This is a genomic window from Actinomadura sp. B10D3, from assembly GCF_039871695.1.
Lineage (GTDB): Bacteria > Actinomycetota > Actinomycetes > Streptosporangiales > Streptosporangiaceae > Spirillospora > Spirillospora madurae.
In genome coordinates, this window is record NZ_JBDPLY010000041.1 from 1 (window position 1) to 23,847 (window position 23,847).

General features: G+C 68.8%; 24 protein-coding genes. 15 read left to right on the forward strand and 9 right to left on the reverse strand.

What is annotated here, in order from left to right; genetic code table 11:
* Positions 1–313 precede the first annotated feature (313 nt).
* Together ABGB11_RS38545 and ABGB11_RS38550 are read right to left on the reverse strand one after the other, a co-directional pair.
* Complete coding sequence (locus ABGB11_RS38545) at positions 314–673, reverse strand: hypothetical protein (RefSeq protein WP_347640453.1); 360 nt, start codon at positions 671–673, stop codon at positions 314–316.
* 133 nt (positions 674–806) lie between these two features.
* Positions 807–1,490 carry a hypothetical protein gene (locus ABGB11_RS38550; protein ID WP_347640454.1) on the reverse strand — a complete coding sequence of 228 codons (684 nt, stop codon included), beginning with the start codon at positions 1,488–1,490 and terminating at the stop codon, positions 807–809.
* 39 nt (positions 1,491–1,529) lie between these two features.
* Here ABGB11_RS38550 and ABGB11_RS38555 point away from each other — a divergent pair, with 39 nt between their 5' ends.
* Entirely contained in the window at positions 1,530–2,120 is a 591-nt protein-coding gene (locus ABGB11_RS38555; protein ID WP_347640455.1) for a transposase, read from the forward strand.
* A 106-nt stretch (positions 2,121–2,226) separates the two neighbouring features.
* Entirely contained in the window at positions 2,227–2,892 is a 666-nt protein-coding gene (locus tag ABGB11_RS38560) for a hypothetical protein (protein ID WP_347640456.1), read from the forward strand.
* Between the two features lie 375 nt (positions 2,893–3,267).
* Here the strand turns inward: ABGB11_RS38560 and ABGB11_RS38565 are convergent, their stop codons facing one another.
* Both ABGB11_RS38565 and ABGB11_RS38570 read right to left on the reverse strand, forming a co-directional pair.
* The gene (locus ABGB11_RS38565) at positions 3,268–3,546 is read right to left on the reverse strand and encodes a hypothetical protein (RefSeq protein ID WP_347640457.1); all 279 of its coding nucleotides are present in this window, start codon (positions 3,544–3,546) and stop codon (positions 3,268–3,270) included.
* Positions 3,547–3,935: 389 nt separating this feature from the next.
* Positions 3,936–5,519, reverse strand: a complete 1,584-nt coding sequence (locus ABGB11_RS38570; RefSeq protein WP_347640458.1) for an ISL3 family transposase — start codon at positions 5,517–5,519, stop codon at positions 3,936–3,938.
* 250 nt (positions 5,520–5,769) lie between these two features.
* On the opposite strand from ABGB11_RS38570, the gene ABGB11_RS38575 reads away from it, so the two are divergent.
* Together ABGB11_RS38575 and ABGB11_RS38580 are read left to right on the forward strand one after the other, a co-directional pair.
* Positions 5,770–6,375, forward strand: a complete 606-nt coding sequence (locus ABGB11_RS38575; RefSeq protein WP_347640459.1) for a hypothetical protein — start codon at positions 5,770–5,772, stop codon at positions 6,373–6,375.
* A 267-nt stretch (positions 6,376–6,642) separates the two neighbouring features.
* Positions 6,643–6,933 carry a hypothetical protein gene (locus ABGB11_RS38580; protein WP_347634618.1) on the forward strand — a complete coding sequence of 97 codons (291 nt, stop codon included), beginning with the start codon at positions 6,643–6,645 and terminating at the stop codon, positions 6,931–6,933.
* 1,187 nt (positions 6,934–8,120) lie between these two features.
* Here ABGB11_RS38580 and ABGB11_RS38585 read toward each other — a convergent pair.
* On the reverse strand, positions 8,121–10,157 hold the full coding sequence (locus ABGB11_RS38585; protein WP_347640460.1) for a PAS domain-containing sensor histidine kinase: 2,037 nt from the start codon (positions 10,155–10,157) through the stop codon (positions 8,121–8,123).
* 602 nt (positions 10,158–10,759) lie between these two features.
* The gene (locus ABGB11_RS38590) at positions 10,760–11,824 is read right to left on the reverse strand and encodes a hypothetical protein (RefSeq protein WP_347640461.1); all 1,065 of its coding nucleotides are present in this window, start codon (positions 11,822–11,824) and stop codon (positions 10,760–10,762) included.
* 354 nt (positions 11,825–12,178) lie between these two features.
* On the opposite strand from ABGB11_RS38590, the gene ABGB11_RS38595 reads away from it, so the two are divergent.
* The 5 genes from ABGB11_RS38595 to ABGB11_RS38615 all read left to right on the forward strand — a co-directional run bounded on the left by ABGB11_RS38595 (position 12,179) and on the right by ABGB11_RS38615 (position 16,023).
* The gene (locus ABGB11_RS38595; protein WP_347640462.1) at positions 12,179–12,349 is read left to right on the forward strand and encodes a hypothetical protein; all 171 of its coding nucleotides are present in this window, start codon (positions 12,179–12,181) and stop codon (positions 12,347–12,349) included.
* Between the two features lie 491 nt (positions 12,350–12,840).
* Complete coding sequence (locus ABGB11_RS38600; RefSeq protein WP_347640463.1) at positions 12,841–13,389, forward strand: hypothetical protein; 549 nt, start codon at positions 12,841–12,843, stop codon at positions 13,387–13,389.
* 82 nt (positions 13,390–13,471) lie between these two features.
* Positions 13,472–15,295, forward strand: coding sequence for an ABC transporter ATP-binding protein (locus ABGB11_RS38605; RefSeq protein WP_347640464.1), 1,824 nt, complete (start codon positions 13,472–13,474; stop codon positions 15,293–15,295).
* Positions 15,267–15,488, forward strand: a complete 222-nt coding sequence (locus tag ABGB11_RS38610) for a hypothetical protein (protein WP_347640465.1) — start codon at positions 15,267–15,269, stop codon at positions 15,486–15,488. Before ABGB11_RS38605 ends, ABGB11_RS38610 begins: the two co-directional genes overlap by 29 nt.
* A gap of 115 nt (positions 15,489–15,603) precedes the next feature.
* Positions 15,604–16,023 (forward strand): S26 family signal peptidase, encoded by a 420-nt coding sequence (locus ABGB11_RS38615; protein ID WP_347640466.1) that lies wholly within the window; start codon positions 15,604–15,606, stop codon positions 16,021–16,023.
* A 207-nt stretch (positions 16,024–16,230) separates the two neighbouring features.
* On the opposite strand, the gene ABGB11_RS38620 is transcribed toward ABGB11_RS38615, so the two are convergent.
* The gene (locus ABGB11_RS38620) at positions 16,231–16,551 is read right to left on the reverse strand and encodes a hypothetical protein (RefSeq protein ID WP_347640467.1); all 321 of its coding nucleotides are present in this window, start codon (positions 16,549–16,551) and stop codon (positions 16,231–16,233) included.
* Positions 16,552–16,584: 33 nt separating this feature from the next.
* Positions 16,585–17,232 (reverse strand): dihydrofolate reductase family protein, encoded by a 648-nt coding sequence (locus ABGB11_RS38625; protein WP_347640468.1) that lies wholly within the window; start codon positions 17,230–17,232, stop codon positions 16,585–16,587.
* A 122-nt stretch (positions 17,233–17,354) separates the two neighbouring features.
* Here ABGB11_RS38625 and ABGB11_RS38630 point away from each other — a divergent pair, with 122 nt between their 5' ends.
* Entirely contained in the window at positions 17,355–18,314 is a 960-nt protein-coding gene (locus ABGB11_RS38630; RefSeq protein ID WP_347640469.1) for a helix-turn-helix domain-containing protein, read from the forward strand.
* A 117-nt stretch (positions 18,315–18,431) separates the two neighbouring features.
* On the opposite strand, the gene ABGB11_RS38635 is transcribed toward ABGB11_RS38630, so the two are convergent.
* A complete protein-coding gene (locus ABGB11_RS38635) occupies positions 18,432–18,941 on the reverse strand; it encodes an NUDIX domain-containing protein (RefSeq protein WP_347640470.1) in 510 nt (169 codons plus the stop codon).
* An 86-nt stretch (positions 18,942–19,027) separates the two neighbouring features.
* Here ABGB11_RS38635 and ABGB11_RS38640 point away from each other — a divergent pair, with 86 nt between their 5' ends.
* The 5 genes from ABGB11_RS38640 to ABGB11_RS38660 are packed head-to-tail and all read left to right on the forward strand — an operon-like array spanning position 19,028 to position 23,838.
* Complete coding sequence (locus ABGB11_RS38640) at positions 19,028–19,852, forward strand: IclR family transcriptional regulator (RefSeq protein ID WP_347640471.1); 825 nt, start codon at positions 19,028–19,030, stop codon at positions 19,850–19,852.
* A complete protein-coding gene (locus tag ABGB11_RS38645) occupies positions 19,849–20,343 on the forward strand; it encodes a pyridoxamine 5'-phosphate oxidase family protein (protein WP_347640472.1) in 495 nt (164 codons plus the stop codon). Before ABGB11_RS38640 ends, ABGB11_RS38645 begins: the two co-directional genes overlap by 4 nt.
* Positions 20,340–21,605: a M20/M25/M40 family metallo-hydrolase gene (locus ABGB11_RS38650; RefSeq protein WP_347640473.1), complete on the forward strand. Its 1,266-nt coding sequence runs from the start codon at positions 20,340–20,342 to the stop codon at positions 21,603–21,605. Before ABGB11_RS38645 ends, ABGB11_RS38650 begins: the two co-directional genes overlap by 4 nt.
* Positions 21,602–22,570: an ABC transporter permease gene (locus ABGB11_RS38655; protein WP_347640474.1), complete on the forward strand. Its 969-nt coding sequence runs from the start codon at positions 21,602–21,604 to the stop codon at positions 22,568–22,570. Before ABGB11_RS38650 ends, ABGB11_RS38655 begins: the two co-directional genes overlap by 4 nt.
* Complete coding sequence (locus tag ABGB11_RS38660) at positions 22,528–23,838, forward strand: substrate-binding domain-containing protein (RefSeq protein ID WP_347640475.1); 1,311 nt, start codon at positions 22,528–22,530, stop codon at positions 23,836–23,838. The genes ABGB11_RS38655 and ABGB11_RS38660 overlap by 43 nt, the downstream gene beginning before the upstream one ends.
* Positions 23,839–23,847 lie beyond the last annotated feature (9 nt).

Sequence of the window (23,847 nt, forward strand, 5' to 3'; positions counted from 1 at the left end):
CCGCGCATGGTCCACCTGGCGCCGACGCCACCAATACCGAGCCCGAAAATGCCACCAGGCATGGCACGCCTACGCCGACACCAACACATGATCACCGCAGGCCAGAGCCTCAATTACAGCTGCCGTAACTGTTCCCGGAACATACGCGGAATGACTAGGCTCACGTTTCCGCAGGTCAGTGCAAAAACGGAGAGAGGCCCCGGAATCCTCCGGAGCCTCTCCACGGTGGTTGCCGATCATGCCAACGCGTCCTCGATGCGCTGGTTGGCGACGTCGCGTTGCCCATCTATGCACTTAGCGTAAACACGCAACATCACGTCGACGCCGTGCCCGGCAGGGCCGCTTCGGGAGCATGGACGCCCGCGTTCAGCCACAGCGACACAGCCGCATGCCGAAGGTCGTACGGCCTGGCTGCCAACGGGGACTCGACTTGATCGGGGGTCAGCGCCAGGACGCGAGCCCGCTTCCAGACCTGCGCGTAGGCCGAGCCAGAGAACGACTGGCCGCCACTGGTGACGAACAACCGCCCATCCTCGGCCGCACCGAAGGCGTCAAGGTGTTCCCGGAGGATCGCCACCAGCTCAGGAGGGATCGGAACCGGCCGGACGATATCGCCCTCCCGATGCTTGAGCCCGCGATCGTCGAAGGTCCCCCCGAGTCGGTATAGCTGCACGCGAACATCGCCCGCAGCCGAGGCCCGCGCGACCGGCCGACGTAGGACACTGCGGTCAGCAGCTCCCGCGCCTGCGCAGGATTCACGACGACGCGACGGTCAACGGCCCCGTTCTGCTTTGGTGGACGCCACTTCACACGGTCGAGGGGATTCGCCGCCAGGTCCCCAGTTCGACCGCATAACCGAGCGCATGCTTGAACACCGCCCGCTTGCGTCGGAAGGTCGAGGAGGCCGCCGGCTGCCCGTCCAGTTGAAGCGCGAGAGCCTCCAGCGCGGCCCGCGCCAACCGCGGTTCCTCCAGATCGGTGATGGGGATGGACGCCGACTCCAGCCAGCGGAGTGCCTTGCCGAGGTCAGGCGAGATGTCTGGACGGCGAGCGTCCGGGACGAAGACGTGTTGGCGAAGCAGAACACGGAGAAGGGCAGCCTTCGGACGTCCCGGCATCTCCTTGACGAACACGAGCGTCACGACGGTCATGGTGTCGGTGAGGCCCTCACGGGATTTGGCCGCAGCATGTGGCCAGCGCGCTTTGACGTAGGCCCGCGCGAACTCCAGCCACGTGCGCGCCGTCGCCGCCTTGAGCATGGACACCGGAAGCCCCGAGTCCAGGTCGAACGCTTCGCCGTCCTTTGCAGCCTGCCGCAGATCAGACAGGAAGTTCTTCGCTTGCGCCGACTTCTCGAACGTCCGTGCTTTCTCCCGCCCACAGACGGTCCAACGCGCGGTGTAGGAGATGACCTTTCCCGGCTTAGAGGTCGCACGGAATGGTAGTGGGTGCTGTGGTGAAGTAACACAGGCACGGAGCCTCAAGATCACGTGGTTGCCTACACCCTGTGAACGAGAGCGAGGTCGTCCGTGCCTGCCCTGCCATCTTGGCTTGCCGAGCCGCTGTGGGTCCAGTTCCAGGCGTTGCTGCCCCGGCGGCCGGCCTACGACCCGGCGCATCCGCTGAGCCGCCACCGCCGCCGCATCAGCGACCGGGTCGTGTTCGACAAACTGCTGCAGGTGCTGCGGTTCGGCTGCCCATATGAGGGCATCGCCGATACCACCTGCTCGGCCACCACCTTGCGCACCCGCCGCGACGAATGGATCAAGCTGGGGATTTTCGCCCGGCTCAAGCAGATCGCGCTTGACGCCTACGACCGGATCGTCGGGCTGCTGCTGGAGAAGGTGGCGGTGGACGGCTGCATCGGCATCAAAGCGCCGGTACAAGCCAGCGGGCGCTGGCATATCGAGCGGACCAATGCCTGGCACAACGCCTTCGCCCGGCTTGCCCGCTGCCACGAACGCCACGAACGCCACGAACGCCACGAACGCCACGAACGCCACGAGATCGTTGTAAACGCGTTCTTCGACCTGGCCGACACCATCATCAAACTGCGCAACTTGATCCGGCGAGCCTGGACCACCCATCGCTGGGACAGCCGGCCACCACAGCGTCCTTGATCACTTCTTCAACCACGCATAGCCTCTATCCACGCAGCCTCGGCTGCAGATACGCACAGTCATCCAGCGGCCGACAAGTGGACAATCAGCGGTGAGAACAGCGGCTATGAGGATCACCAATCATCGCATCCGGCTCGGACTCGAGGAGTTCCGCATCATCCGCGCGGCCGACTCGCTCACCCGCGCGCGACTAATCGGTCAGGACCCCGCGCGAGGCGGGTTGCAGATGAATGTGGACGCAGGTGCCGCCCGATATGTCGGCATGCTCTGGCTGCTGGCCGCGCGCTCACGGCGCTCGCTGATTTATCTGCCTCTCCGCGGCGGCGCCCTCCCGGCAGGCGGAACTCAGTATCCTCTGGAGGAGCCCCCTCTTGATCTAGTGCTCCTACACCATTCTCTGCAATTCAAGCCGCATCACTGGAAACGGTTGCGTGGAGGTCTCGGGCGCGGCGCAACGGGCACGGTGCGGCTCTCCCCAGACGATCTGCCCGGCGACGGCACGATCGACTACGACGCCCACCGTCACCGACGGTACCGTGACGTGTTTCACCAGCACGTCCACGCCGAGACGATGTTCATGGTCGGCAGCGCGAAGGTGTTCCGTGAAACGGCGGGCATTTTTTTCGATATCTTCAAGCACGGCCCCCACTACCACCCCCCTGCCGAGCTGCGGGAGGACTTCAATCTCCACTACTGCAAAGAACTTGACGCCCCTCTGGCGGGCAGCGGGCGAGAGATCCACATCGAGTACACCCGCCGGTGGGTCGGCTAACCCTTCCAAGCCGTGCACCTCCGCGCGGACGGAGGAAAGGCCAAGGGCATCACCCGTCAACGGTCCGGGGAACAACGGAACCGCCAGTGACAGCCACACCTACATCCTTCGACCTGCCAGCATCGTCACACTGCGTAGCTGATCCGATGTGCTCAGACGATCTACCGGGACAACGACAGCGACCAACTATTCGCGCGACCTGGCCCCGGCCTTGTTCGGCCTGATCTCCAGAACTTGACCTTGTAGGACGAGTTCACGCCGCCGCCCGGAGGGTGCGGCGTGGGCGCCGGTCACCGGACGGCCACGCCGGGCCGCGCATCGCGCCACGTCCGCCGGCCCCGCTCCAACCGCTCGCCGCCGGGGCGCGCCGCCGCCTCAGCCCTCCTCGGATTCCACCAGGCCCATGGCGAAGGCGAACGCCTTCACGAACTTTCGGTACGCCGGATCCGTCTCACTCGCCGCCAGGATCGCCAGTTCGTCAGCAACCCGCTGCTTGTCCGCATCGGAGAGCCGGTTGAGAAGGTAACCGGCGTACTCCTGCTGCTTGAGCGCCGTGTCGTCGTCCAACACCGTCTCGTCGCAGGTCTCGAAGAACCACGTGTACGCGACCACTGCCCTGAGCAACTGCGTGACCAGTTGAGGATGTTCACTCATCCCCGCATTCCAGCAGGCCCAACCGACAGGCCGTCACAAGCTGGACTGGAAGGGTGCGGGCTCCCCCGACCCGATGTCTTGAGGATGGCGGCGGCCGGAACCTGTCAAGGGCGCCCTACGGGCGTCATGGCTGTGACCGTGAAACGCGCGGATCTGGCTCAAATTCCGTGAAGCGGTCACGGTCTGTGCAGAGTCACTCGGTGGAGGCATGGGCGGTGAGGACGCGAACCATGCAGCGGCGTTGTCGTAGGCGCGGGCCTCGGCCTCGTAGATCTCGCGGTCCTGCGGATGCTGGAGGGCAAGGTCACGGCGTGCCTGGGCGATGCGCCGCAGACCGGCGGAGATCTGTCGGCGTGCCAGATTTGCTGAAAGTGCAATGTCGCTCCTTTTCAGTGGGCGTTGAGGACCCGCGCGCGCAGTAGCGGGAATCCGGCTCGGCCGAACATTTGGCGTTTGAGCATCTTGATGCGGTTGACGTGGCCTTCGACCGGGCCGGAGTTCCAGGAGAGGGTGAGCCCGGTGGTGACGGCGTCCAGGTCGCGCTCTAACCCGGTGGCGAAGCCGTGGAGGCTGGGCAGGTCATCGGCGCGGACCCCGGCGATCCAGGCCGGAAGGTCCTGACCTTGGCGCTGGGTGAGGATGACGGCGAAGTCACGGACGTGGCGGGCGAGCGCGTCCAGTTCCGGGCACCGCGTCAAGATCGCCTTGAGCTGGAGGCGCTGTTGTTCGTCGAGCCGCTCGGGGCGGGTGGCGATCCAGCCGGTTACCCTGCGGGCCGAGGGCGCCGCCGCGGTGACCGGCCCCGGCACACGCCAGGGCCGCAGGCAGGCGCTGAGCGCTCCGTAGCTGCCGCGATATCCCATCGCGGTGATCTCTTCCAGCAGCCGGGTGGCGTTGCGTTCGCCTTGGTTCCACCGCTGGCGCAGGTAGGGCTTGTAGTCGTCGACCTTGCTGGGCTTGGTGGTCCACTGCCCCCACAGCAGCTCGTCGGCGATCTCGGCGCGGGCGTAGCGGAGCACGGTGCCAGAGCTCATGCCGAGCTGGCGGGCGATCGAGCGGATGCCGTGTCCGGCGTCCTTGAGTTCGTGGATCCGGGCGTGCTTGGCGCGGGTGCGTTCGACGAACTTGGTCGAGCCTTTCGGTTCTGGGATGGGCGGTGCGGGCTCCGGTTCGGGGTGCGGATCGCGCAGGCAGGAGCGGTGCCGGGAGACGGATCGTTCGATGGCCTGAATCAGGTTGTGCCACAGGTGCCACCTGTCGGCGCACTGGATTGCGTTCGGCGCGCCGTTGCGGGCGCCTTCGGCGTAGGCGCCGGCGCGGTCACGGCAGATCACCTCGATGCCGGGATGCTCGGCGAGCCAGGCGGCCAGGGTCTCGGCCTGGCGGTCGGGCAGCAGGTCGATCGGACGGTGGGTGTCCATGTCGATCAGCACGGTGCCGTAGACGTGGCCGCGGCGGGTGGCGAAGTCGTCCACACCCAGCACCCGGACCAGGCCGACCGGCGGGTCTGGAAGCGCCTGGACCAGGCGGATCAGCGTGGACCTGCTCGCACGCAGCCCGATCATGCCCGCCAGCCGCGCACCCGCTCGGCCCGCCAAGGCCAGGCCCAGCCGTTCCAGCAGCCGATGCAGCAACGCTGTGCGGCGGCCGTGCCGCCTGGTGACCACCGGCACCTGCTCAGCGAACGTGCGTCGTTCACACGCCGTGTTATCGCAGAAGAACCGGCTCACTTCCAGGACGATCACGACCGGTCTGCCGCCCGCCGCCAGGTCGTGCAGCCGTCGACGGTAGCGGCTATGGCGCCGGGCGGCCGGGGTTCCGCACTGGTGGCAGACCGCGCTTGTGGTCTGGGTCCGCGCGGTGACCACGACGCCATCTTCGACCTCGGTGAGGCTATCGACCTGCACATCCTTCAGGTGCGGGAAGACCAGGTCGACGCGGCAGGGGTTCTCGCCCGTGCGGGCATGCAGCACAATGACCTCGCGGCCGCTCGTAGGGATCAGTTCCGGGATGAACAGGATCCTGACGATGCGGCCGCGCCCATGCGCGCAGAGTTACCCAACCGCGATTCGGCCGTCGCACCAACCACGAAACACACTCTGTGACCGCTTCACGGTTTGAGCCAGAGCCCTTATTTGCGGATGGGCTGACCCTCCGAACGGTGAGACATGGCACCCGCGCAAACGGCGCGTGTGCAACGCAACTCACACTCAGGAGCACTGCATGCTTCCCTTTCGCCAGCGGGGCCAGTTGGTCGTGCAGCCCACCTACAAACTCTTCGTCTCCGGCGGGCGCGCCCCGGTAACCATCGTCGCCGAGGACCGTGAGGACATTCAGGTCCTCTTGACGGCCCTCAGCTTCGGCAGGATGCCCAAGGAAACGCGCCTGATCCGCGTCAACGGGGAACGCCTCATCATCGAGGGCGACTCGCCGCGGTGGGGTGGGCCCGTCATGGGCATCACCATCCGCGTCCCAGTTGGCTTCGACAAGCTCCTCGAGGTGCACACCCGAGGCATGATCACCGCTATCGGACCGGTCAGGAACATGAGTCTGACCGCCGGCCGAAGCATCGAGGTCGAGGAGATCACCTCGGCCTCCAGCGCCAATCTGTCCACATATCGCGCGGGGAGCTCCGTCAAGGTCGGCAAGACCAGCGGAGAGCTCCGGGTGCATACGCCCGGTGGGCGTGTGCGGATCACGGCGGATGACCCCAGGTTGCTCCGGATCGATTCTTGGGGTGGGGCCGTCCGCCTCTGCGGTACATGGAAGGAACAGGCCGTGAAGTTCGGCAGCAACTGCGGGGAGAAGACTCTTCGCAACAGCGCCTGACCCGCCACGAGCAACGGCCGTCACACATCACCAAGGCTTCAGCGCCGAGCTGAAGCCCTCACACTAGGGGGCCTGGCAGCATCCAGGCCCCTTCACCTCTTCCCGGGTCAACGGCTGACTGGTCCCGCGTCCCGATGCCCGGGGTGATCCTCGCCGCTCGGACTTCTTGCGATAGGACCCACCGCCACACGTCCCGGGAGGGCTCGGCCGGAGGATCGCCGCCGATGCGGCAAGTTCTTGAGCGGCCGGAGAAGAGGCTATGTCGGTGTGAGCGGTGTTCAGGATGATCTCGTGGTTCAGCCGGACTTCCGGACGGGGCTGATCGTTCTGATCGTCCTGGCGGTGGCCGGCGCGGGCATCGTCGCCGCGATCCTGATCGGCGACGCGCCGGTCGTTTTCGCCCTGGACGTGCGCGGTCTGTTCGTCATGTCGCTCCCCTGGGATGCCCCGGGCCCCGAAGCGTTGGCGGGAGCACCTTCAGGGGGCCGGTTTCGGGGGCGTCATGGTTCGCGTCCTTACCGCCCATGCCTTCACCGAGTGACTCTGCACAGACCGTGACCGCTTCACGGAATTTGAGCCAGATCCGCTAGTCGCGGACGAACCCAAGCGTCACTACGTGATGGCTGCGCCACCCTTGACAGAACCCGTCCGCCGCTAGGTACGGGTCTCGACGGGTCGGAGGAGGAAGGTGGGAGAAACAGCGGCTACGCCGCTATAAGCGCTCAGGCTGTGATGAGGGTGAGGTCTTCGTGTGCGGTGAAGTCCTCGAAGTCCTTGAGGTTCAAGGTCGCCAGCGGTACGCCACGTGCTACGCAGCACGCTGCGACCCAAGAGTCGTTGGCCGGTCGGGGCCGGCCACGTTGACGGGCCGACGCGCAGATACGTCCCCACGTCCGGCACACGTCCTCATCTGAGTCCAGGACGACGACCCGACTCAGCCACGCCTCAAGCTCGTCCCGCGTGCGAGGCCCCCAGCTCCGCATCTCGGCCCACTGCCACAGCTCTCCAACGGTCACGAAGGTCACGCACCACACCCGGCCCGTGAGCTTGGCCGCCAGGGGCCCGCGGATGCCGGGCGCTCCCCCGTCTGACCTGCAGTCTTACCACCGCAAAGATCCAAATTTCTGTCCCGGCATGTCCCCGTGTTCGCTCGATGTTCGCTCGGCTGTCGCGCCCCCGTCGCCGTCGGCCCTGCAAACCGCAGCGATCGCTGCTACGCCATTGCCCCAGCGCCAGTGTCCGCGCCCCGGAACGGCTCGGGGCGCGGACTCCGGCTGCGTGAATACGCTGATCAATTCGCGCAGTCATCGACGTGAAGCCTCCGACAGCCGGACGACTCGGCCTAATGCTGCCGTTTCGTCCGACTCGGTTGCGGGCTCGGTGACCAAGAAGCGGGCGTGATAGCGCTGGGTGTGCAGCGCGTCGGCATGGTGCCCATCGAGGTAGCGAGGAGGTCCACGACGAGACATTGGCGGCTCGGCCAGCGGCGACGGATCGCCGGCATCGTCGTCCCATTACCGGGCGGTCGATCGCCGTTTACTGCGGCATGTCGGCCCGGTGAGATGCTCCGCGCCGCCGTCCGCCGCACGGAACCGGCGTGGTGGGGGGCGCCCACCACAGTGCAGTTCGTCGAACTGCCGTGCTGATCAGCGTCCCCGGACGCCTTCTTCCGCCGCGCGCTGGCGGCCACGGCGGCGGCTGTGCCTTGCCCGCAGGCGGAGGTACTGGAGCTGGCCATGTCGTTCTCAGGGCCTTCGAAATGATTCACGTTCGGTAGTGGCGAGCGGAAGTCTGAGGTCTACCTGTAGGCCGCCGGATGGTGCAGAGGTCAGCTCGATATGGCCTTGCATGGCGCACATCATCGTCTTGGCGATATGGAGACCGAGCCCCGCTCCGGGCAGAGCCTGAGTCGACGCGGATCGATAGTAGGGCTTGAGCACGAGGTCGAGTTCGTCCGCCGGTATGCCTGGCCCCTCATCGGCGATCGTGACCACAGCGTATCCGGCCTCCCTGCGTACCTCGATCGTGACCTTGCCCGCGGGCGCGTACTTCTCCGCGTTCACGAGAACCAGATGCAGGCACTGGCGCAACCGCACCGGGTCACAGGACACGCCCATTTCCTCAGGCGCTGATACGAGCGTGCGTTTCGCCACCGACGGCAGGCTCGTCAACGTTTTCCGCAGCAGACACACGAGATCGAGGTCTTCGGTCTCCGTCACCGGTTGGACGGACGGCGAATCCGGGCTCACCACCCGAACCAGATCAGCGATGGCACGCTCCATCATCTGCACAGATTCCACGATCGCGGCGACAGACCCGGCCGTCCCTTCATCAGTGACACCGTCACCGAGAAACTGTGCGTGCCCGCCGATCATGGTAAGACCGCCGCACAGTTCGTGATGAACGGACAGCAGGATCAACTGGCGCATGTATTCTAGGTTGCGCCGCGCCGACCTGTCCACGAAAGCGGCAGTGATCAGGGCGCCGGAAAAGGATGCCGACTTCGAGCAGGACATCTCCACCCACAGTGAGCGCCCGCTCTTCGTCTTGAGTTCGACGGTACCGTAAGGCGCATCGGCGAGGTCGACCGTCTCCCCCTTCTCGTCGGTCAACGTGAACAGGTCGACGGCACGCATGCCTACGGCCTCATCGGCGGCGGTGCCGACCAACTCCGCCATGGCGGCGTTCCAGATTTCAACCCTTCCTGAGGGTTCCATCGCAAGGATCGCGATGTCCGAGTGGTCGATGACGGCGCTCAGCCGGGCGCGTTCCCGCTCCAGTTCATCGGTTGCCCATACATCTGTCCAAATGGCACCCATTGCGTGCGCTGTGCTCGCCACCGCCCCGCCCAGAACGCCGGTGACCATCCACGCGGCCAAGTACGGGCCGCTGCGCCGAGTCCAGCCCAACAGCATGTAGCCGGCATCCCGTCCGTCCGGTGCGCGAAGAGGTACGAGCACCCCCGCTCGCCAGCCGTCCGGCAGGTCATGCCGCGGCACTATTCCGGGCGCCTCGGAGAAATCCGAGGGTTCGAAACCGCTGAGGTGACGTGGCCGGGCATCGTGGAGCCTTGTGTCAGAGCTTGAGGACTCCACCCACACCTGACCAGCGGGAAGGACGGTGTGCAGCACCAGGAGATCAGAACCCATGACCTGCCGTAGGCAATGAAGAAAAGGCTCCATCCTCTCCGGGGCCATGCGCCACTCTGCCATCAGTGGATGCAGTTGCAACAGCCGCTCCGCCGTGCGCAAGGCCTTCTCGTGGACGTACAGAACCCGCAAATTCAGATAGTGGATGACCGCGGGAATGAGCGCCAGGCCGCCCCACAGCAACTGTCCGGTTCTGTCTGCCATGAGTATGAGGATCGCGAACCCGACGGCACAGCCCACCCGGATCAGACCATCGGCGATCAGGACCACTCGGGCCGACCAGCTCATCGCGCCTTCCATCAGCATGGCGGCCACGGTGAGCGCGACGACCTGGCGTGAGTCGAGCATTAGCGTGGGGAGTCTTGCGGCCGTCACCGCCAGGGCGGCGAGAGACAACGCGACCGCCGCCTTCGCCGCGTCAAGTATGACCGCCCTCCAGCCCGGGCCTTGCGGCAGGACCCCGGAGAGCAGAACTGCGCCCGTGCCGATCGATACCACGGTCCATGGCTGGAGAAGACAGAAACCCAATGGCACCAGAAAGGCGACCATGGAGGCGATGACCGAAGGAGATTGGATGAACTGAGCGGTGATACGCGTAGATGAGGAGTATGTCAATTTGCTCCACCCCAGCATCTGCGACCTCCTTTGACGGAAAAGCAGAAGCTTTACGAGGAGAGTGGTCGAGCCCTTACTCGCCCATACTGGCCTTAAACAGCATCGTCGATGACTTCGATGCACGCCGGAAGAGCGGAATGGTCTGCCAAGGCGACCTCACCTCGGAGTTCGTCTTCTTTCGAGTGGAAGGGATGGTGGTTCCCCGACCGCGCGAGACGCAAACCGCGCTGGATCGCAGGCGGAGTGCGTGCCCCTGATAGGCATCTGCCCGTGTCGGCTCGCGGGCCGACGCCTGGCCGTCCGGGACGTGACGGCGAGGGCCCCGCACCTCGTAACCGGAGGGCGAGAGTGTTTACCTCGCGCTGCCTGAGGGCCGTGCCATGCGGAAGCACTCTAAGCGACCAGCCACGCCCGCAAGGGATGGTGGCGCGCTCGCGAGGATCATCGTGGTTCCTCCTGAGAGTGGTCTCGCTGACCACCGAAGATGCCGCCCCACCTTGCCCCGACCGATCTCCCGATCGGGCCGACCTCCTCCCCTGCGTGAGGGAGTCGTCGCCATCCTCTGCTGTGTTCCCCCGGCAGTTGGCGCACGGGCCGGTTTTCGGGTGGGTGGTGGGGTGTCAGGAACGTATCGTGAGCTGGCGGATTAGGTGTATGTCGGTTTGGGGCCTGTGGAGGCTGCGAAGCCGCAGCTTGATGGTGGCGGGGATGGGTTCGGGGGCGGGGAAGGGCAGGATCAGACGGTAGCCGTTTCCGTCCTGGAAGTCGATGTCGATCGTCACCATTGGAGCCGGCTGGCGTGCCAGGGTGAGGCGGACGGTTCGTTTGAGCGGGTTCAGCAGGGTCTCGGCCCGCGTCGGCGTGACGTTGGCGGGCATGGTCATCGGCCCGCCGTGGAGTCGGCCCGGGAGTGTCGACCGCCAGGTCCCGAGGGAGGTCTTCTCGCCCGCCGTGGCGGCGAGGACGCAGTATCCGTTGACGCCGTTTCCTGGCCCGCGGGCGGTCACGATGTTGGGGCCGGGAGGGGGCGGCTGGAGCGAAGTCCCGGCTGGAGAACGTCGCCGGCAGCCATTTCCGCGCTTTTCTCCGTCGCCGTAATAGTCCCCCAGCACGTCGAGTCCGAGACCGAGGTAGCCGCCGGTGACACCGGGGACGAAATAGGCGTCCGGACTGTCGTCCGGTAGTTTCTGGGCGTAGCCGAGACTTCCGCCGAACGCGCCTGGTGTGGTGAGCTGTCCGGCGCCGTCGGTGAGGAAGAAGGAGATCCCGTCGGCAGGGGTCGGCGTGGTGTTGCCGTACTGCCACTGCTCGAAGGTCACCTCCAGACCGTCCCGTGTTGGAACCGGTGAGTCGAAGAGCACGGCGCCGGTCTCTTCGAGATGGGCATCGGTGAGCTGGAGATAGCCGTGCGGGGCCGCGCCCACCGGTGGGACAGGGCCGGCCGGATCCGGGTGGCAGCCGCCGAGCGGATGGTTCGTGCCTTCCGCGACCAATCCCCCGCGCGGAGCACCCGTCAGGCATGCGGCTCCATAACCCACAAAGCGGGCATCCGCTGTGGCCCCGGTGAACGCCTCGTGGACCAGTATCGCGCCTAGACGTCGCTCTGCCGCCGGCGGACGTCCGGCCGCCAGAACCGCCGCGACCATCCCGATCGCCGCGATCGTGCGAAACCACCTATTGCCCATGTCGTTCCCCGAGTTCGAAAGTCTCCTCTGCCGCATTCATCTGAGCACGAAGGCAGGGACGGCACGCCGGGTTTTCTCGATCATGTCGGCATTATCATCAAATCATTGAGAGAAAGCATGCCATCTTTTCGATCGGCCATGTTCTCGCCATAACAGCGTCATCGATCCCCGAAATCACCGCATCCAGGCAACGGCTCCGATCGCCGAAGCGGCCCATGAGGACGATAGAAGGCTCACGGGCTCGCCGCCGTCTGCCGGCGCGTTCGGGGGACGGCGTGTCCTGCCACCGGCCACCCGCGACGGTGCTCGTCCCCAGCGCCGCTCACACAGGTCCAGACGTCCGGGGACTTCGACTTGCTCTGGGCCAACATCACCCGCGCCGATCCCGACATCCCGCGCAACTCGTTCTCGTCCAAGCTCGCCAACACCTACCGGATTCCGGCCACCGACCTGGACGCCCTCCTCGACGGCCAGGCCGCCGAAACCGACCAGGCCGAGCGGTTCGACCTGGTCGCGCGGGCTTAGCGGCAGATCGTCCAGCACGCCTACACGGTCCCGGTCGTGGAGCTGCAGACAGAGCTGGGCGTCGCGAAGAAGGTCCACGGCGTGCTGTTCGACGCGTCGAGCCGCATCCAGCTCCACGACGCCTGGATCGGCTAGAGCGCGGGAAGTTCGACTTCTTCTTCCTCGCCGAGGGTCTGCGGCTGCGGGAGACGCGGTTTTGTCATCCGAGCTGCGAATCGGCGAAGCCGTCCTGAAGCCGACCTGAAGCCGATCGGTGCTTAGATCTCGTCCATGTCACTTCCGTGAGCACGCTGCAACTGGATGGATCTGACACTTCCGTAGAACGGAAGATACTTTCCCGCCTGACGTCACGATGAATTCGGAAATCCGTCCCTTCGACTCGTGCCAGCGAAGAGATCAGCCGGAGTGGTGAGGGGTTTCGAGGCTCGCGGTGCTCTCATCCGTCCCGGCAGGTCCACGTTCGCTCGGTCGAGATGGTGAGGTCCCCCACGATGCCCTACCTCGTAGCGGGAGTCCTGCTCGTCGGGATTCTCTGCATTCTCGACATGCTGATGACCTTCGCGGTGCTCCGCCGCCTGCGGAATCACTCCACCCGCTTCGCCATGCTCTCTTTCGCCGAGAAGCTGGGTGACACCGGTTATCTGGAACGGTTCGAGAACCGCCGCCTTCCCGAATTCTCGGTGACCACCACCGGAAAGGTGGGGCTGTCTTCGGGGTCCATGGTCGGCCGGTCGTGGTCGATCGGCTTCTTCAGCGCCGGATGCGCCCCGTGCCACGAGCAGGCGCCGGCCTTCGGGACGCTCGGGACCGACGCCGCGCTCGCGGTGGTCACCGGGACGGGGAAGGACGCCACCGAACTGGTGGACCTGTTGCCGGGTGAGGCGATGGCCGTCACGGGGGCGGACGCCACGACCCTGGCGGAGCTGCTGGACATCACGATGTTCCCGACGTTCCTTGAAGTGGACGTCGCGGGCAGGATCGTCCGGGCGGACCCCACGATCGCCAAGGCGGACGCCACGGTCACCACGGCACGGAGCTGAAGTGGACCGAGCGCGGTGGGCGCCTTCCGGGCTTAGGCGGCTCGCCGCCGCGTCGCTGCTGTGCCTGCGCGCCGGCCCGTGGATGTATCTGGGCCTGTTCGCGGTCACCGTCGTCACAGGTCTGCTGCCCGCGGGGACCGCGTGGTCCACCAAGGCCGTCATCGACTCCATCGCGTCCGGGCGTCCGGCGGCGTCGGCGCTGTGGTGGGCCGCGGCGCTGGTGGCGATCGGCCTCACGACCGCGGTCGTGCCGAACCTGACGGCCTTCATGGACAGCGAACTGGTGCGGCGGGTGGACCGGCACGTCCAGGACCGCCTTTACAGTGCCGTCTCTTCGTTCTCCGGGCTGGCCCGGTTCGAGGACCCGCGGTTCCTGGACCGGCTGCGCATGGCCTCGCTGGCAACCGGCTCCGCGCTCACTCCGGCCACGACGGGGTTGTTCGACGTCGGGCGCAGTGTCCTGACGCTGGTGAGCCTGCTCGTGACCCTGTACGTCCTCAGTCCCGTCATGGCGGTGGTCCTGGTGGGCGCGGCGGTCCCGGCGCTGATGGCCCAGATCCTGCTGTCGAGGCAGCAGGTGGGAATGATGATGGTGCTCTCACCCGCCAATCGGCGCTACCTGTTCTACAAGTCGCTGATCACGGACGTGCGCGCCGCCAAGGAAGTGCGCCTTTTCAGCCTGCAATCCTTTCTGCGGGAACGTCTGCTGGGCACGCTGACCAGGATCCAGGACGGCGAGCGCCGGCTGGACAAACGGACCGCACTCGTGCAGGCGGTATTGGCCTTGGCCGGGGGCGTCATCGCCGGAGCCGGGCTTCTCTGGGCGGTGCGCGCCGCGTCCCACGGGCGGCTCAGCGTGGGGGACGTCTCGGCGTTCGCCGCCGCGGTGGCAGGGGTGCAGGCGGCGCTGGCCGCGCTGGTCAGCGGCATCGGCGCCGCTCACCAGGCGCTCCTGTCGTTGGGTCACCATCTTGAGGTGGTCGGTGCCCCGGACGACTTTCCCGGGCCGCCGACCGGCGCCCACGTGAAGCCCTTGCGTTCTGGCATCGAATTGCGGGACGTCTGGTTCCGTTACGACGACGCGCATCCATGGATTCTGCGCGGAGTCGATCTGACCGTTCCGGTGGGCGCCTCGGTCGCGCTCGTGGGCCTGAACGGCGCGGGCAAGAGCACGCTCATCAAATTGCTGTGCCGGTTCTACGACCCGACCCGAGGGGCGATCCTCTGGGACGGCGTCGACATCCGCCAGGTGCCGGTGGCCGAACTGCGCCGGCGGATCGGCGCGCTGTTCCAGGACTTCATGACCTACGACCTCACCGCCGCCGAGAACATCGGGGTCGGTGATCCGCCCGCGCTCCACGAGCGGCCTCGGATCGAGCGGGCGGCCCGCACCGCCGGCGTCCACGCGCAGATCAAGGCGATGCCGCGCGGCTACGACACGCTGCTCAGCCGCGCCTTCCAGACGGAGGACGGCGACGATCCGGAAGCCGGCGTCGTCCTGTCCGGCGGCCAGTGGCAGCGGGTCGCCTTCGCCCGCGCGCTGCTGCGGGACGACCACGACCTGCTCATTCTGGACGAGCCCAGCGCCGGGCTGGACGCCGAGGCCGAGCACCGCATGCACCGGCGGCTGGACGAGCACCGCGCTGGGCGCACGACCCTGCTCGTCTCGCACCGGCTCAACGTGGTGCGCGAGGCGGATCTGATCGTCGTCCTCTCGGACGGCCGGATCGCGGAGCAAGGCCCCCACTCACATCTCTGCCGGGCGAACGGCCTGTACGCCCGGCTCTTCGCCCTGCAAGCCGAAGGCTACGGCGACGCAACAACCGCTAACGGTCGGTCCGCATTGCTCGGCACATTCGATGGAAAGGAAGAAAGCCATGATCAAGAGCATCGAGCGGCTCGCTGACAAGGCGCTGTCGCTGATCCTCCCGGAAACGGACGCCTGGGCCTACAAGACGTGCCAGGTCGACCGCTGCACCGATCGTTGCAGCGACTGGAACTGCTGCCTCGTGGGCAACAGCACCTTCTGGTTCCGGACCTGCCCGAGAAGCAGCAACCCCTCAGACGGCTGTTACGCACAATTCAACGGCAAGTGCTGAGGCACTGAGCCGCCACACCGACGCGGGCCACGGCCCGCACCGCACTCAAGTCTGAAAGGCATGCGGACCGACCGTCCTTGCCGGCCGCCGCGACCGTGGAAATGAACGGAGGCAGATGGCCGTGCTCCTGGTGATCCTGGCGGCGGCGAGCGGCTGCGTCGTCGCCGCCAGGATCACCCTCCTCATCGTCACGGTTCGGGGAGGCAGCATGCACCCGACGTTCCACCACGGCGACCGGGTCCTGGTCGCCCGCCGCGGGCCCCGCGCCCTGGTGAAGAACGTGGTCGTGCTCGTCCGCCTGCCGGAGGCGCTGAACCCGACCGGCTCCCGCAACGGTCCGTCCCTGGTGCTGAAGCGCGTCGTGGCCCTCCCGGGCGACACCGCACCAGGCGGCGTCCCCGTCCCTCCCGGCCACGTCTTCGTCGTCGGCGACGCCGAAGACAGCTACGACTCCCGGCACTTCGGCCCCCTAGAAACCGACCTCATCCAAGGCGTAGTACTAACCAAACTCCGAAAAGCCCCGCGCATGGGCTAGCTGAACTGACTTGGTGGGGTGTCCCAGCCGGAGGTGAACCATTGGACTTCTCCGGTGGCTGGGTCGTACAGCGGCCTGGAGATGGTGCCTATGTTGGCTCCGTAAACGTGGATTCCGACGGTGGGTTCGTCGCCTACGGCCGTGACGGCGTGGACGTCGTCGTCGGTCGTGCAGCACACGGTGACCTGTCCGCGTTCCCAGACGTGCTCACCGGCCGGCGTCCGGGGGCTTGCTCGGCTCTGACGCCTCGGGCTTGACGTAGCGGACCTCGCGTTCGGCGCCTGCGTAGATGCCGGCGACGCCCCACGTCTCGTGCCCGTGGACGGGTGTGCGTTGGCCTACGTCCCAGACGACGCACACCAGTGACCAGCTGTCGTCAGGGGCGATGTAGAGCGGGTAGTTGGCATGGTGGTCGTCCAGCGGCCGGGTGAGCTCCGAGGGAAGCCGGTAATCGCTGGCCAGCAGGTCCGATAGTCGGGCTGCGACGCGCTTCGTGATCTCGTGCTCGTCGTCGACACTGGCGACCAACGACGCCACCTCTTTGATGAAGGCGTCCACGGGTCACCGGCGCCTGGCGGTGAAGGTCAGGTGGGTGACGCCGCTTGGCGTGGAGGTCGCCTCGATGTCGTAGACCTCTTCCAGTGACTCCAGTCCGTCCCAGAGCCGGACGCCTCGGCCGAGCAGGAGCGGGACCTGGACCACGTGCATGTGGTCGACCAGCCCCTCGGTGAGGAATTCGCGGACCACCGTGGGCCCTCCCCCCAGGCGCACATCCTGGCCGTCCGCGGCCTCCTGGGCCACCTTGAGGGCCTCGGCAGGTGGGGCGTCCAGGAAGTGGAAGGTGGTGCCGCCCTCCATCTCGATGGAGGGCCGGGGCCGGTGGGTGAGGACGAAGACCGGTGTGTGGAACGGCGGGTTGGGGCCCCAGGCGCCCTTGTAGTCGGGGTCGTCCTGCCAGTTCGGCGGGCCGAACTTGCCGGCGCCCATGATCTCGGCGCCGATGCCCGTCCCGTGCCGTTCGGCGAACGCGTTGTCGGCGCCGACGCTGCCGCCCTGACCGCCGCCCATCTCGAACCAGAACCGGGTGGCGAACATCCACTCGTGCAGGCGCTCGCCGGCGTGCCCGAACGGCGCGTCCGGGGCCTGGCCCTCACCGGTCGCGAAGCCGTCGAGCGAGATCGCGAGGTTGTGAACGCGGAGCTCGGACATCGGAATTCTCCTTCGAAGAGTCGATGCCTTCACTTTTCGTGAGCCGGTTCGCGTGCGGCAACGGAACGTGAGGACGATGTCCGAAAACTTGGCGCCCCCGTCCTTCGACATAGAGTCTGCGTGTGGACGAACGGCTGATGGTGGTCGTCGGATACGACCGGGCGCAGCTGCTGGACATCGCCTGCGTCACCTCGACGCTGGACGAGGCGAACTGGGGTGCGAACCCGCCCTACCGGGTACGCCTGGCCACCCCGGGAGGCGCGCCGATCACCTGCAGCGACGGGATGACGCTGCACGGGCAGGAGTCGCTCGAACGGCTCAAGGGGCCGCTGGACACGCTGATCGTGTCGGGCGGGCTGGGCTACCGGGAGGCCGCGGCCGACCAGCGGTTCGTCGGGCATGTGCGCCGGCTGGCCAGGGAGAGCCGCCGGGTCGCGTCGGTGTGCACCGGCTCCGCCGTGCTGGCCGCGGCCGGCCTGCTCGACGGCAGGCACGCCGCCACGCACTGGATGTGGGTCGACAAGATCGCCAAGGCGTATCCGCGGGTCACCTTCGACCCCGAGCCGATCTACATCCGGGACGGCCACGTCGCGACCTCGGCCGGGGTCACCAGCGCGCTCGACCTGACGCTGGCCTTCATCGAGGAGGACCACGGACCGGAGCTCGCACGCGGCGTGGCGCGGTTAGTGGTGGCCTACCTGCAGCGCCCGGGCAACCAGGCGCAGATGAGCATGTTCGTCGCGACCTCGCCACCGCCCGAGCACAGCCTCGTCCGGCGGATCACCGACCACGTCGCGAGCAACCTCGACGGCGACCTGAGCACCGCCGCCCTGGCCCCGCTGGCGGGGGTGAGCCAGCGCCACCTCACCCGGCTGTTCCTCGAGCACCTCGGTCGCACACCGGGACGGTACGTGCGGCAGGCCCGCACCGAGGCGGCCGCGCACCTGCTGGCGACGACGACGCACCCGATCACGAGCGTGGCGCGGCGCTGCGGGTTCGGGTCGGCCGAGACGCTGCGCCAGGCCTTCGTCGACATGTACGGGATCGCGCCCTCGCGCTACCGTTCGGCCCACTCGCGGTGATCGGCGAGCGCGGCGGGGAGGTCGGCGAGGGAACGGATCACGACGTCCGGTAGGGCGCCGTCTGGTCCGCCGACCCCGACCGGGCGCTGCGCCTGGCGGTCCCGGCGTGAGCGTGCGTCAGTGGTGCCAGGGGAGGCGGACCGGGGCGGTGGGGATGCGCCCCGCGAGGAGATCGGTGAGGAGGTCCGCGAGCTTGAGCGGGTAGACCGCGTCCTCCGCGCTCACCAGTTCCTTGATCGTCCACCAGCGGTGGGCGCCGACATGCTCGCGTTCCATCGGGGTGAACCCCGCGGTGTCGATGTCGTGGGCGGCTGTGCGGACCAGGAAGAAGTCGTCACGGAAGAGCCCTTTGGCCCAGCCGAGGTCCGCGTAGCCGGAGGTGAGGGCGATCTGGGGGCCGAGGTCGTCGGCAGTGACGCTCAGGCCGGTCTCCTCGCGCAGCTCGCGGACCGCGGCCGCGCGCAGCGTCTCGCCCTGCTCGACGCCTCCGCCCGGGGTGATCCAGCAGTAGCCCGTCTCGGGCCGGCCGGCGACCTTCGGCCAGCGGAACAGCAGGACGCGGTCGGCGGCGTCCACCAGCAGCACGCGGGCGGTGCGCCGGCGGTAGGCCTCGTCGGAATCTCCCATGCCGATCATCCTCTCAGTCCGCGCGACGAGCGAGGGAGGGCCTCGCTCTTGCACAGGTCAGAGGCGGTCTGCTAGGAATGGGCGCTATGTCCAGAACGGGAATGGACGTCGAGTCCAAAGTGCTGCGGGAGGCCACGGGCACCGCCAAGGCGCTCGTCAAGGGGCTGGCGCTCGTCGACCTCGTCGCCGAGGCCGGGCCGCAGCGCCTCACCGACCTCGTGGAGGCCAGCGGGGTCCCGCGCGGCACGGTGCTCCGCCTGCTCGACGTGCTCTGCGGGAGCGAACTGCTGCGCACCGACGCGGCCGGCCGGTACGAGCTCGGGCCGCGTGCGGCGGTGTGGGGGCAGCGCTTCCTCCACCGGCTGGACGTCCGCGAGCGGGCCGAGGACCTCATGCGCGGGCTCACCGAGCGGACGCGCGAGACCTGCTACCTCGGCGTCCGGCAGGGGCTGCAGGTGCTGTACATCGCCAAGAGCGACAGCCCGCAGGCGGTGCGGCCCGCGGCGGTCGTCGGCAGCGTGAACCCGCTGTACTCGACCGGCATAGGGAAGGCGCTGCTCGCCCACGCCGACGAGGCCACCGTCCGCGCCGTCCTGGACGGGCCGCTGACCGCGCGCACGCCCAACACCATCACCGACGCGGACGCGCTCGCCGCCGAGCTCGCGGCCACCCGGCGGCGCGGCTACGCCGTGGACGAGATCGAGAACGAGGACGGCGTCCGGTGCGTGGCCGTCCCCGTGTTCGACCACACCGGGACGGCCGTCGCGGCGCTGTCGGTGTCGGCCCCGGCCTACCGGTTCCCGCGGGAGGACCTGCCCGCCATCGCCGAGCTGGCCCTGGAGGCCGCCGCGGAGCTGTCCGCGCGGCTGGGCCACCGCACCGCAGGACACGACACCAAGGAGGTCTCATGAGCGAGGCTGCCCCCGCGCCGTCCGGCGCCGACGAGAGCTGGCGCGGCACCGTCGGGAGGCTGGCCGCCGGCGAGGTCGCGGCCTTCCTCGCCGAGGGCCAGATCGCCCGGCTCGCCTGCCTGGACGAGAACGGCTGGCCGTACGTGGTGCCCTGCTGGCACGAGTGGGACGGCTCGTCGTTCTGGGTCGTCCCGCGGGAGCGCTCCGCCTGGGGCCGCCACCTCGCGAGGGACGGGCGCTGCGCGATCACCGTGGACGAGGCGGGGACGCAGCGCAAGGTCGTGGCGCAGTGCCGGGCGCACCTCGTGGAGGAGCCCTGCCTGGACGGCGAGTGGCTGCCGATCGCCGAGCGGATGAGCGTCCGCTACCTGGGCGAGAACGGCCCCCGCTACCTGGAGCCGACGCTGGACAAGCCGCGCTGGCTGTTCCGCCTGGAGCCGGTCGACCTCAAGACCTGGCAGGGCAACGACTGGGCGGAGCGCTACAAGTGACCGTCCGGTCCCATGCGGGTGGCGACGTCGTGGAGATGGCGCGGGCGCTGATCCGGATCCCGAGCCCGAACCCGGGCGGGGACGAGCGCGCGGTCGCCGCGGCGCTGACGGAGCTGGCGGTGGACGCCGGGCTGCCCGCGCCGACCGTGCTGGAGCGTTCCAGTTCCAGCGCCCGCCCCAACCTGCTCCTCACCCTCGACTTCGGTCCGGGCGGTCGGCACCTCGTCCTGTGCGGCCACATGGACACCAAGCCGATCGGCGACGCGGCCTGGTCGGTGGACCCGCTCGGCGCCGAGGTCTCCGGCGACCGCCTGTACGGGCTCGGCTCGGCGGACATGAAGGGCGCGCTGGCCGCCATGGTGCTCGCCGCGCGGAACCTTGCGCGCGGCGGCGCGCTCCGCACGGGACGCCTGTCCCTGCTGTTCACCGCCGACGAGGAGGACGGCGCCTACCACGGCGCCCAGTACCTCGCCGAGGCGGGCCGCGACCTCGGCGCCGACGCCGTCCTCATCGGCGAGCCCGGCGGCCTGGAGGACGACTACGACACGCTCCACCTCGGCAGCCGCGGCATCGCCCGTCTCCGGGCCGTCGCGTACGGGCGGCAGGGCCACTCCAGCCTGTCCGGCGCGGCGGGCACGCGGAACGCCGGGGTGGACGCGGCGCACGCGGCGGTGGCGCTGGCCGGGCTGTCCATCCCGTCCCCGGAGGACCCGTACGGCATCCAGGGGTGGACGACGACCGTGAACACCGCGCTGGCGTTCCGGGGCGGCGTCGGGTTCGGCGTCCTGCCGGGGCGGATGGGCGTCGACACGGAGGTGAGGCTCCTGCCCGGGACGGGACGCGACGACGTCCGGCGGCCGGTCACCGAGCTCGTCGCCGAGGTCGCGGCGCGCACCGGCGCGAACCTGGAGGTCGAGTTCGACGAGCAGGGCTACCTGCCCGGCACGGTGTCGGACCCGTCCGGCCCGCTGCCGGAGGCGGTGCGGGCCGCGTGCCGGGCGGTGCTCGGCCGGACGCCGCCGGACGCGATGTTCCCCGGCACGACCGACGCGGCCTTCCTGCAACCGGCGTGGAACGTTCCGGTGCTGCCCGCGTTCGGGCCGGGGCTGCTGCGCCGGGCGCACGGCGCCGACGAGTGGGTCTCGATCGGCGCGCTCCGCGGCGCGGTCGACCTGTACGCAGGCGTCGCCGCCGCCTTCTGCGCGCCAGTCGGCCAAGAGGAAGTACACGTCGGGGGACGCGAGAGAGGAGAGGGTCCATGACGACCCTGACCGCCGGACGGGCCGCGCGGTTCGCCCCGGCCGGCACGCTGATGCCGCTGAGCGGCCTGGCGCTGGTGCTGGTCGCCGCCGCCCTGCTGACCCCCGGCTTCTATTCCGAGGCGAACCTGCGCCTCGTGCTGTTCCAGGCGGGCCTGATCGGCGTGACCGCGGTCGGCCAGACGGTCGTCCTGCTCGGCCGCGGCATCGACCTGTCGGTCGGCGCGGTGATGGGACTGACGACCGTCATCGTCGCGACGCAGACCGACGGGGACGGCGGGAGGCTGCCCGCCGCGCTGCTGCTCGCCGCGCTGGCCGGCATCGCGATCGGCGCGGTGAACGCGGGCCTGGTCGTGCTGCGCGGCGTTCCGCCGTTCGTCGCGACGTTCGCGGTGTTCGTCCTCGTCCAGGGCGGCATCACGGCGTGGACGCGGGGCGCGGCGGCGGGCGACATCCCGCACGCGGTGCAGACGCTCGGGTCGGGCCGCGTCCTCGGCGTCCCGACACCGCTGTGGGTGTTCGCCGCGATCGCCGCGGTCGCGGCCGTCGTGCTCGCCCGGACGAGCGCCGGGCGGCGGCTGTACGCGACCGGGGCGAACCCGCGGGCCGCGCGGCTGTCGGGCATCCGCACCGGACGGGTCATCGCCGCCGGCTACGTCGCCAGCGCGCTGCTCGCGGTCCTGGCCGGGCTGATCAGCGCGGGCTACGCCGGGCACGTCGACGCCCAGCTGTCGCGCAGCCTGGACCTCAACTCGCTCGCCGCGGCCGTCATCGGCGGCGTCGCGCTGAGCGGCGGCAAGGGCCATATCGGGCACACCGTCCTCGGCGTGGCGCTGCTCGCGGTGCTGATCGTCTGGATGATCCAGCTCGGCGCCGGGACGGGCGGGCAGCTCGCCGTCCAGGGCGCGGCGATCCTGCTGGCCACGTGGCTGCGCCAGCGCGGACCGGCCCCGGCGGGCACCCGATGAGCGCCCCGGGACGCCGCCGGACCGGCCCGTCCGGCACGCGCCGCCGCCGCACCCTCCGCCAACGCTTCGAGGAGGTCGTCCCCGTGCCGTTCCGTCTCCCCAGGGCCGCCGTGGCGGCGGTCACCGCGGGCGCGCTCGTGCTGGCCGGGTGCAGCACCGAGCGGGAGTCGCCGGGCACCGGGCTCGGCGCCGCCGCCGACTGCAGCGGCCCGGTCGCCGAGTCGTTCCGGCAGCAGTACGCGCAGAGCTGGCGCAAGGCCGGCGAGGCGATCGGCCTGCCGGGCCTGACCCCGGCCGCGGGGACCCAGGTCTGCCAGATCGACACCGGCCGCTTCGCCAAGGACCGCCCGAAGAAGGGCTACCGAGTCGCGTTCGCGGCGCAGGGGCCGACGAACGCGTGGGCCACCACCAACGAGGAGGCCTTCAAGTACCGCGCGGAGCAGCGCGGCGCGAACGTCCTCTACGCGTCCGCGAACGGGGACGTGAACAAGCAGGTCGACAACGTCCAGCAGCTCGTCGCGCAGCGCCCCGACGCCCTCGTGGTGGTGCCGATGGGGGACGCGATCACCGGGCAGGTCCGGGCCGCCGCGAGCCAGGGCATCCCCGTCGTGGTGTGCTCGGGACGGCTCGGCCCGGGGTCCGGCGCGGTCAGCACCGTCACCCGCGACTACGAGCTGCAGGGCACGCTGTGGGCCGAGTGGATCGCGCGGCGGATCGGCGGCAAGGGCAAGATCGCGATGCTGTCCGGGATCGCGGGCGTGCCGACGGCGGAACTGCCGAAGAAGCAGGCCGAGAAGATCTTCGCGAGCAGGTACCCGGGCATCCAGGTCGTCGCCAAGCAGAACACCGACTGGTCGGCCACCAAGGCCAAGACCGTCGCGGCGCAGCTCCTCGCCCGCCACCCCGACCTGAAGGCGATCTGGTCGGACTCGGCCATCACCGACCTCGGCGTGTACGAGGCCTACAGCCAGGCGGGCAAACCCGTGCCGCCGCTGACCGGCGACGTGACGAACGCCTTCCTCAAGGCCGTCCAGGGCAAGAACGTGCCGTTCGCGCTGAGCGCCTTCCCGCCCGAGCAGAGCGCGCAGTGCCTCGACACGGCGCTGGACGTCCTCGCCGGCAAGAAGGTCGCGAGCCAGGTCAACGTGGACGCCGCCGTGTTCACCGACGAGCAGATCGCGCGGTACGTGCGCCCCGAGTGCAGCGACGACCTCGCCGTCCCCTCCGCCCTCCCGGCGGACCTGCTCAAGAAGCTCAAGCTCTGCTGAAGGGAGGCG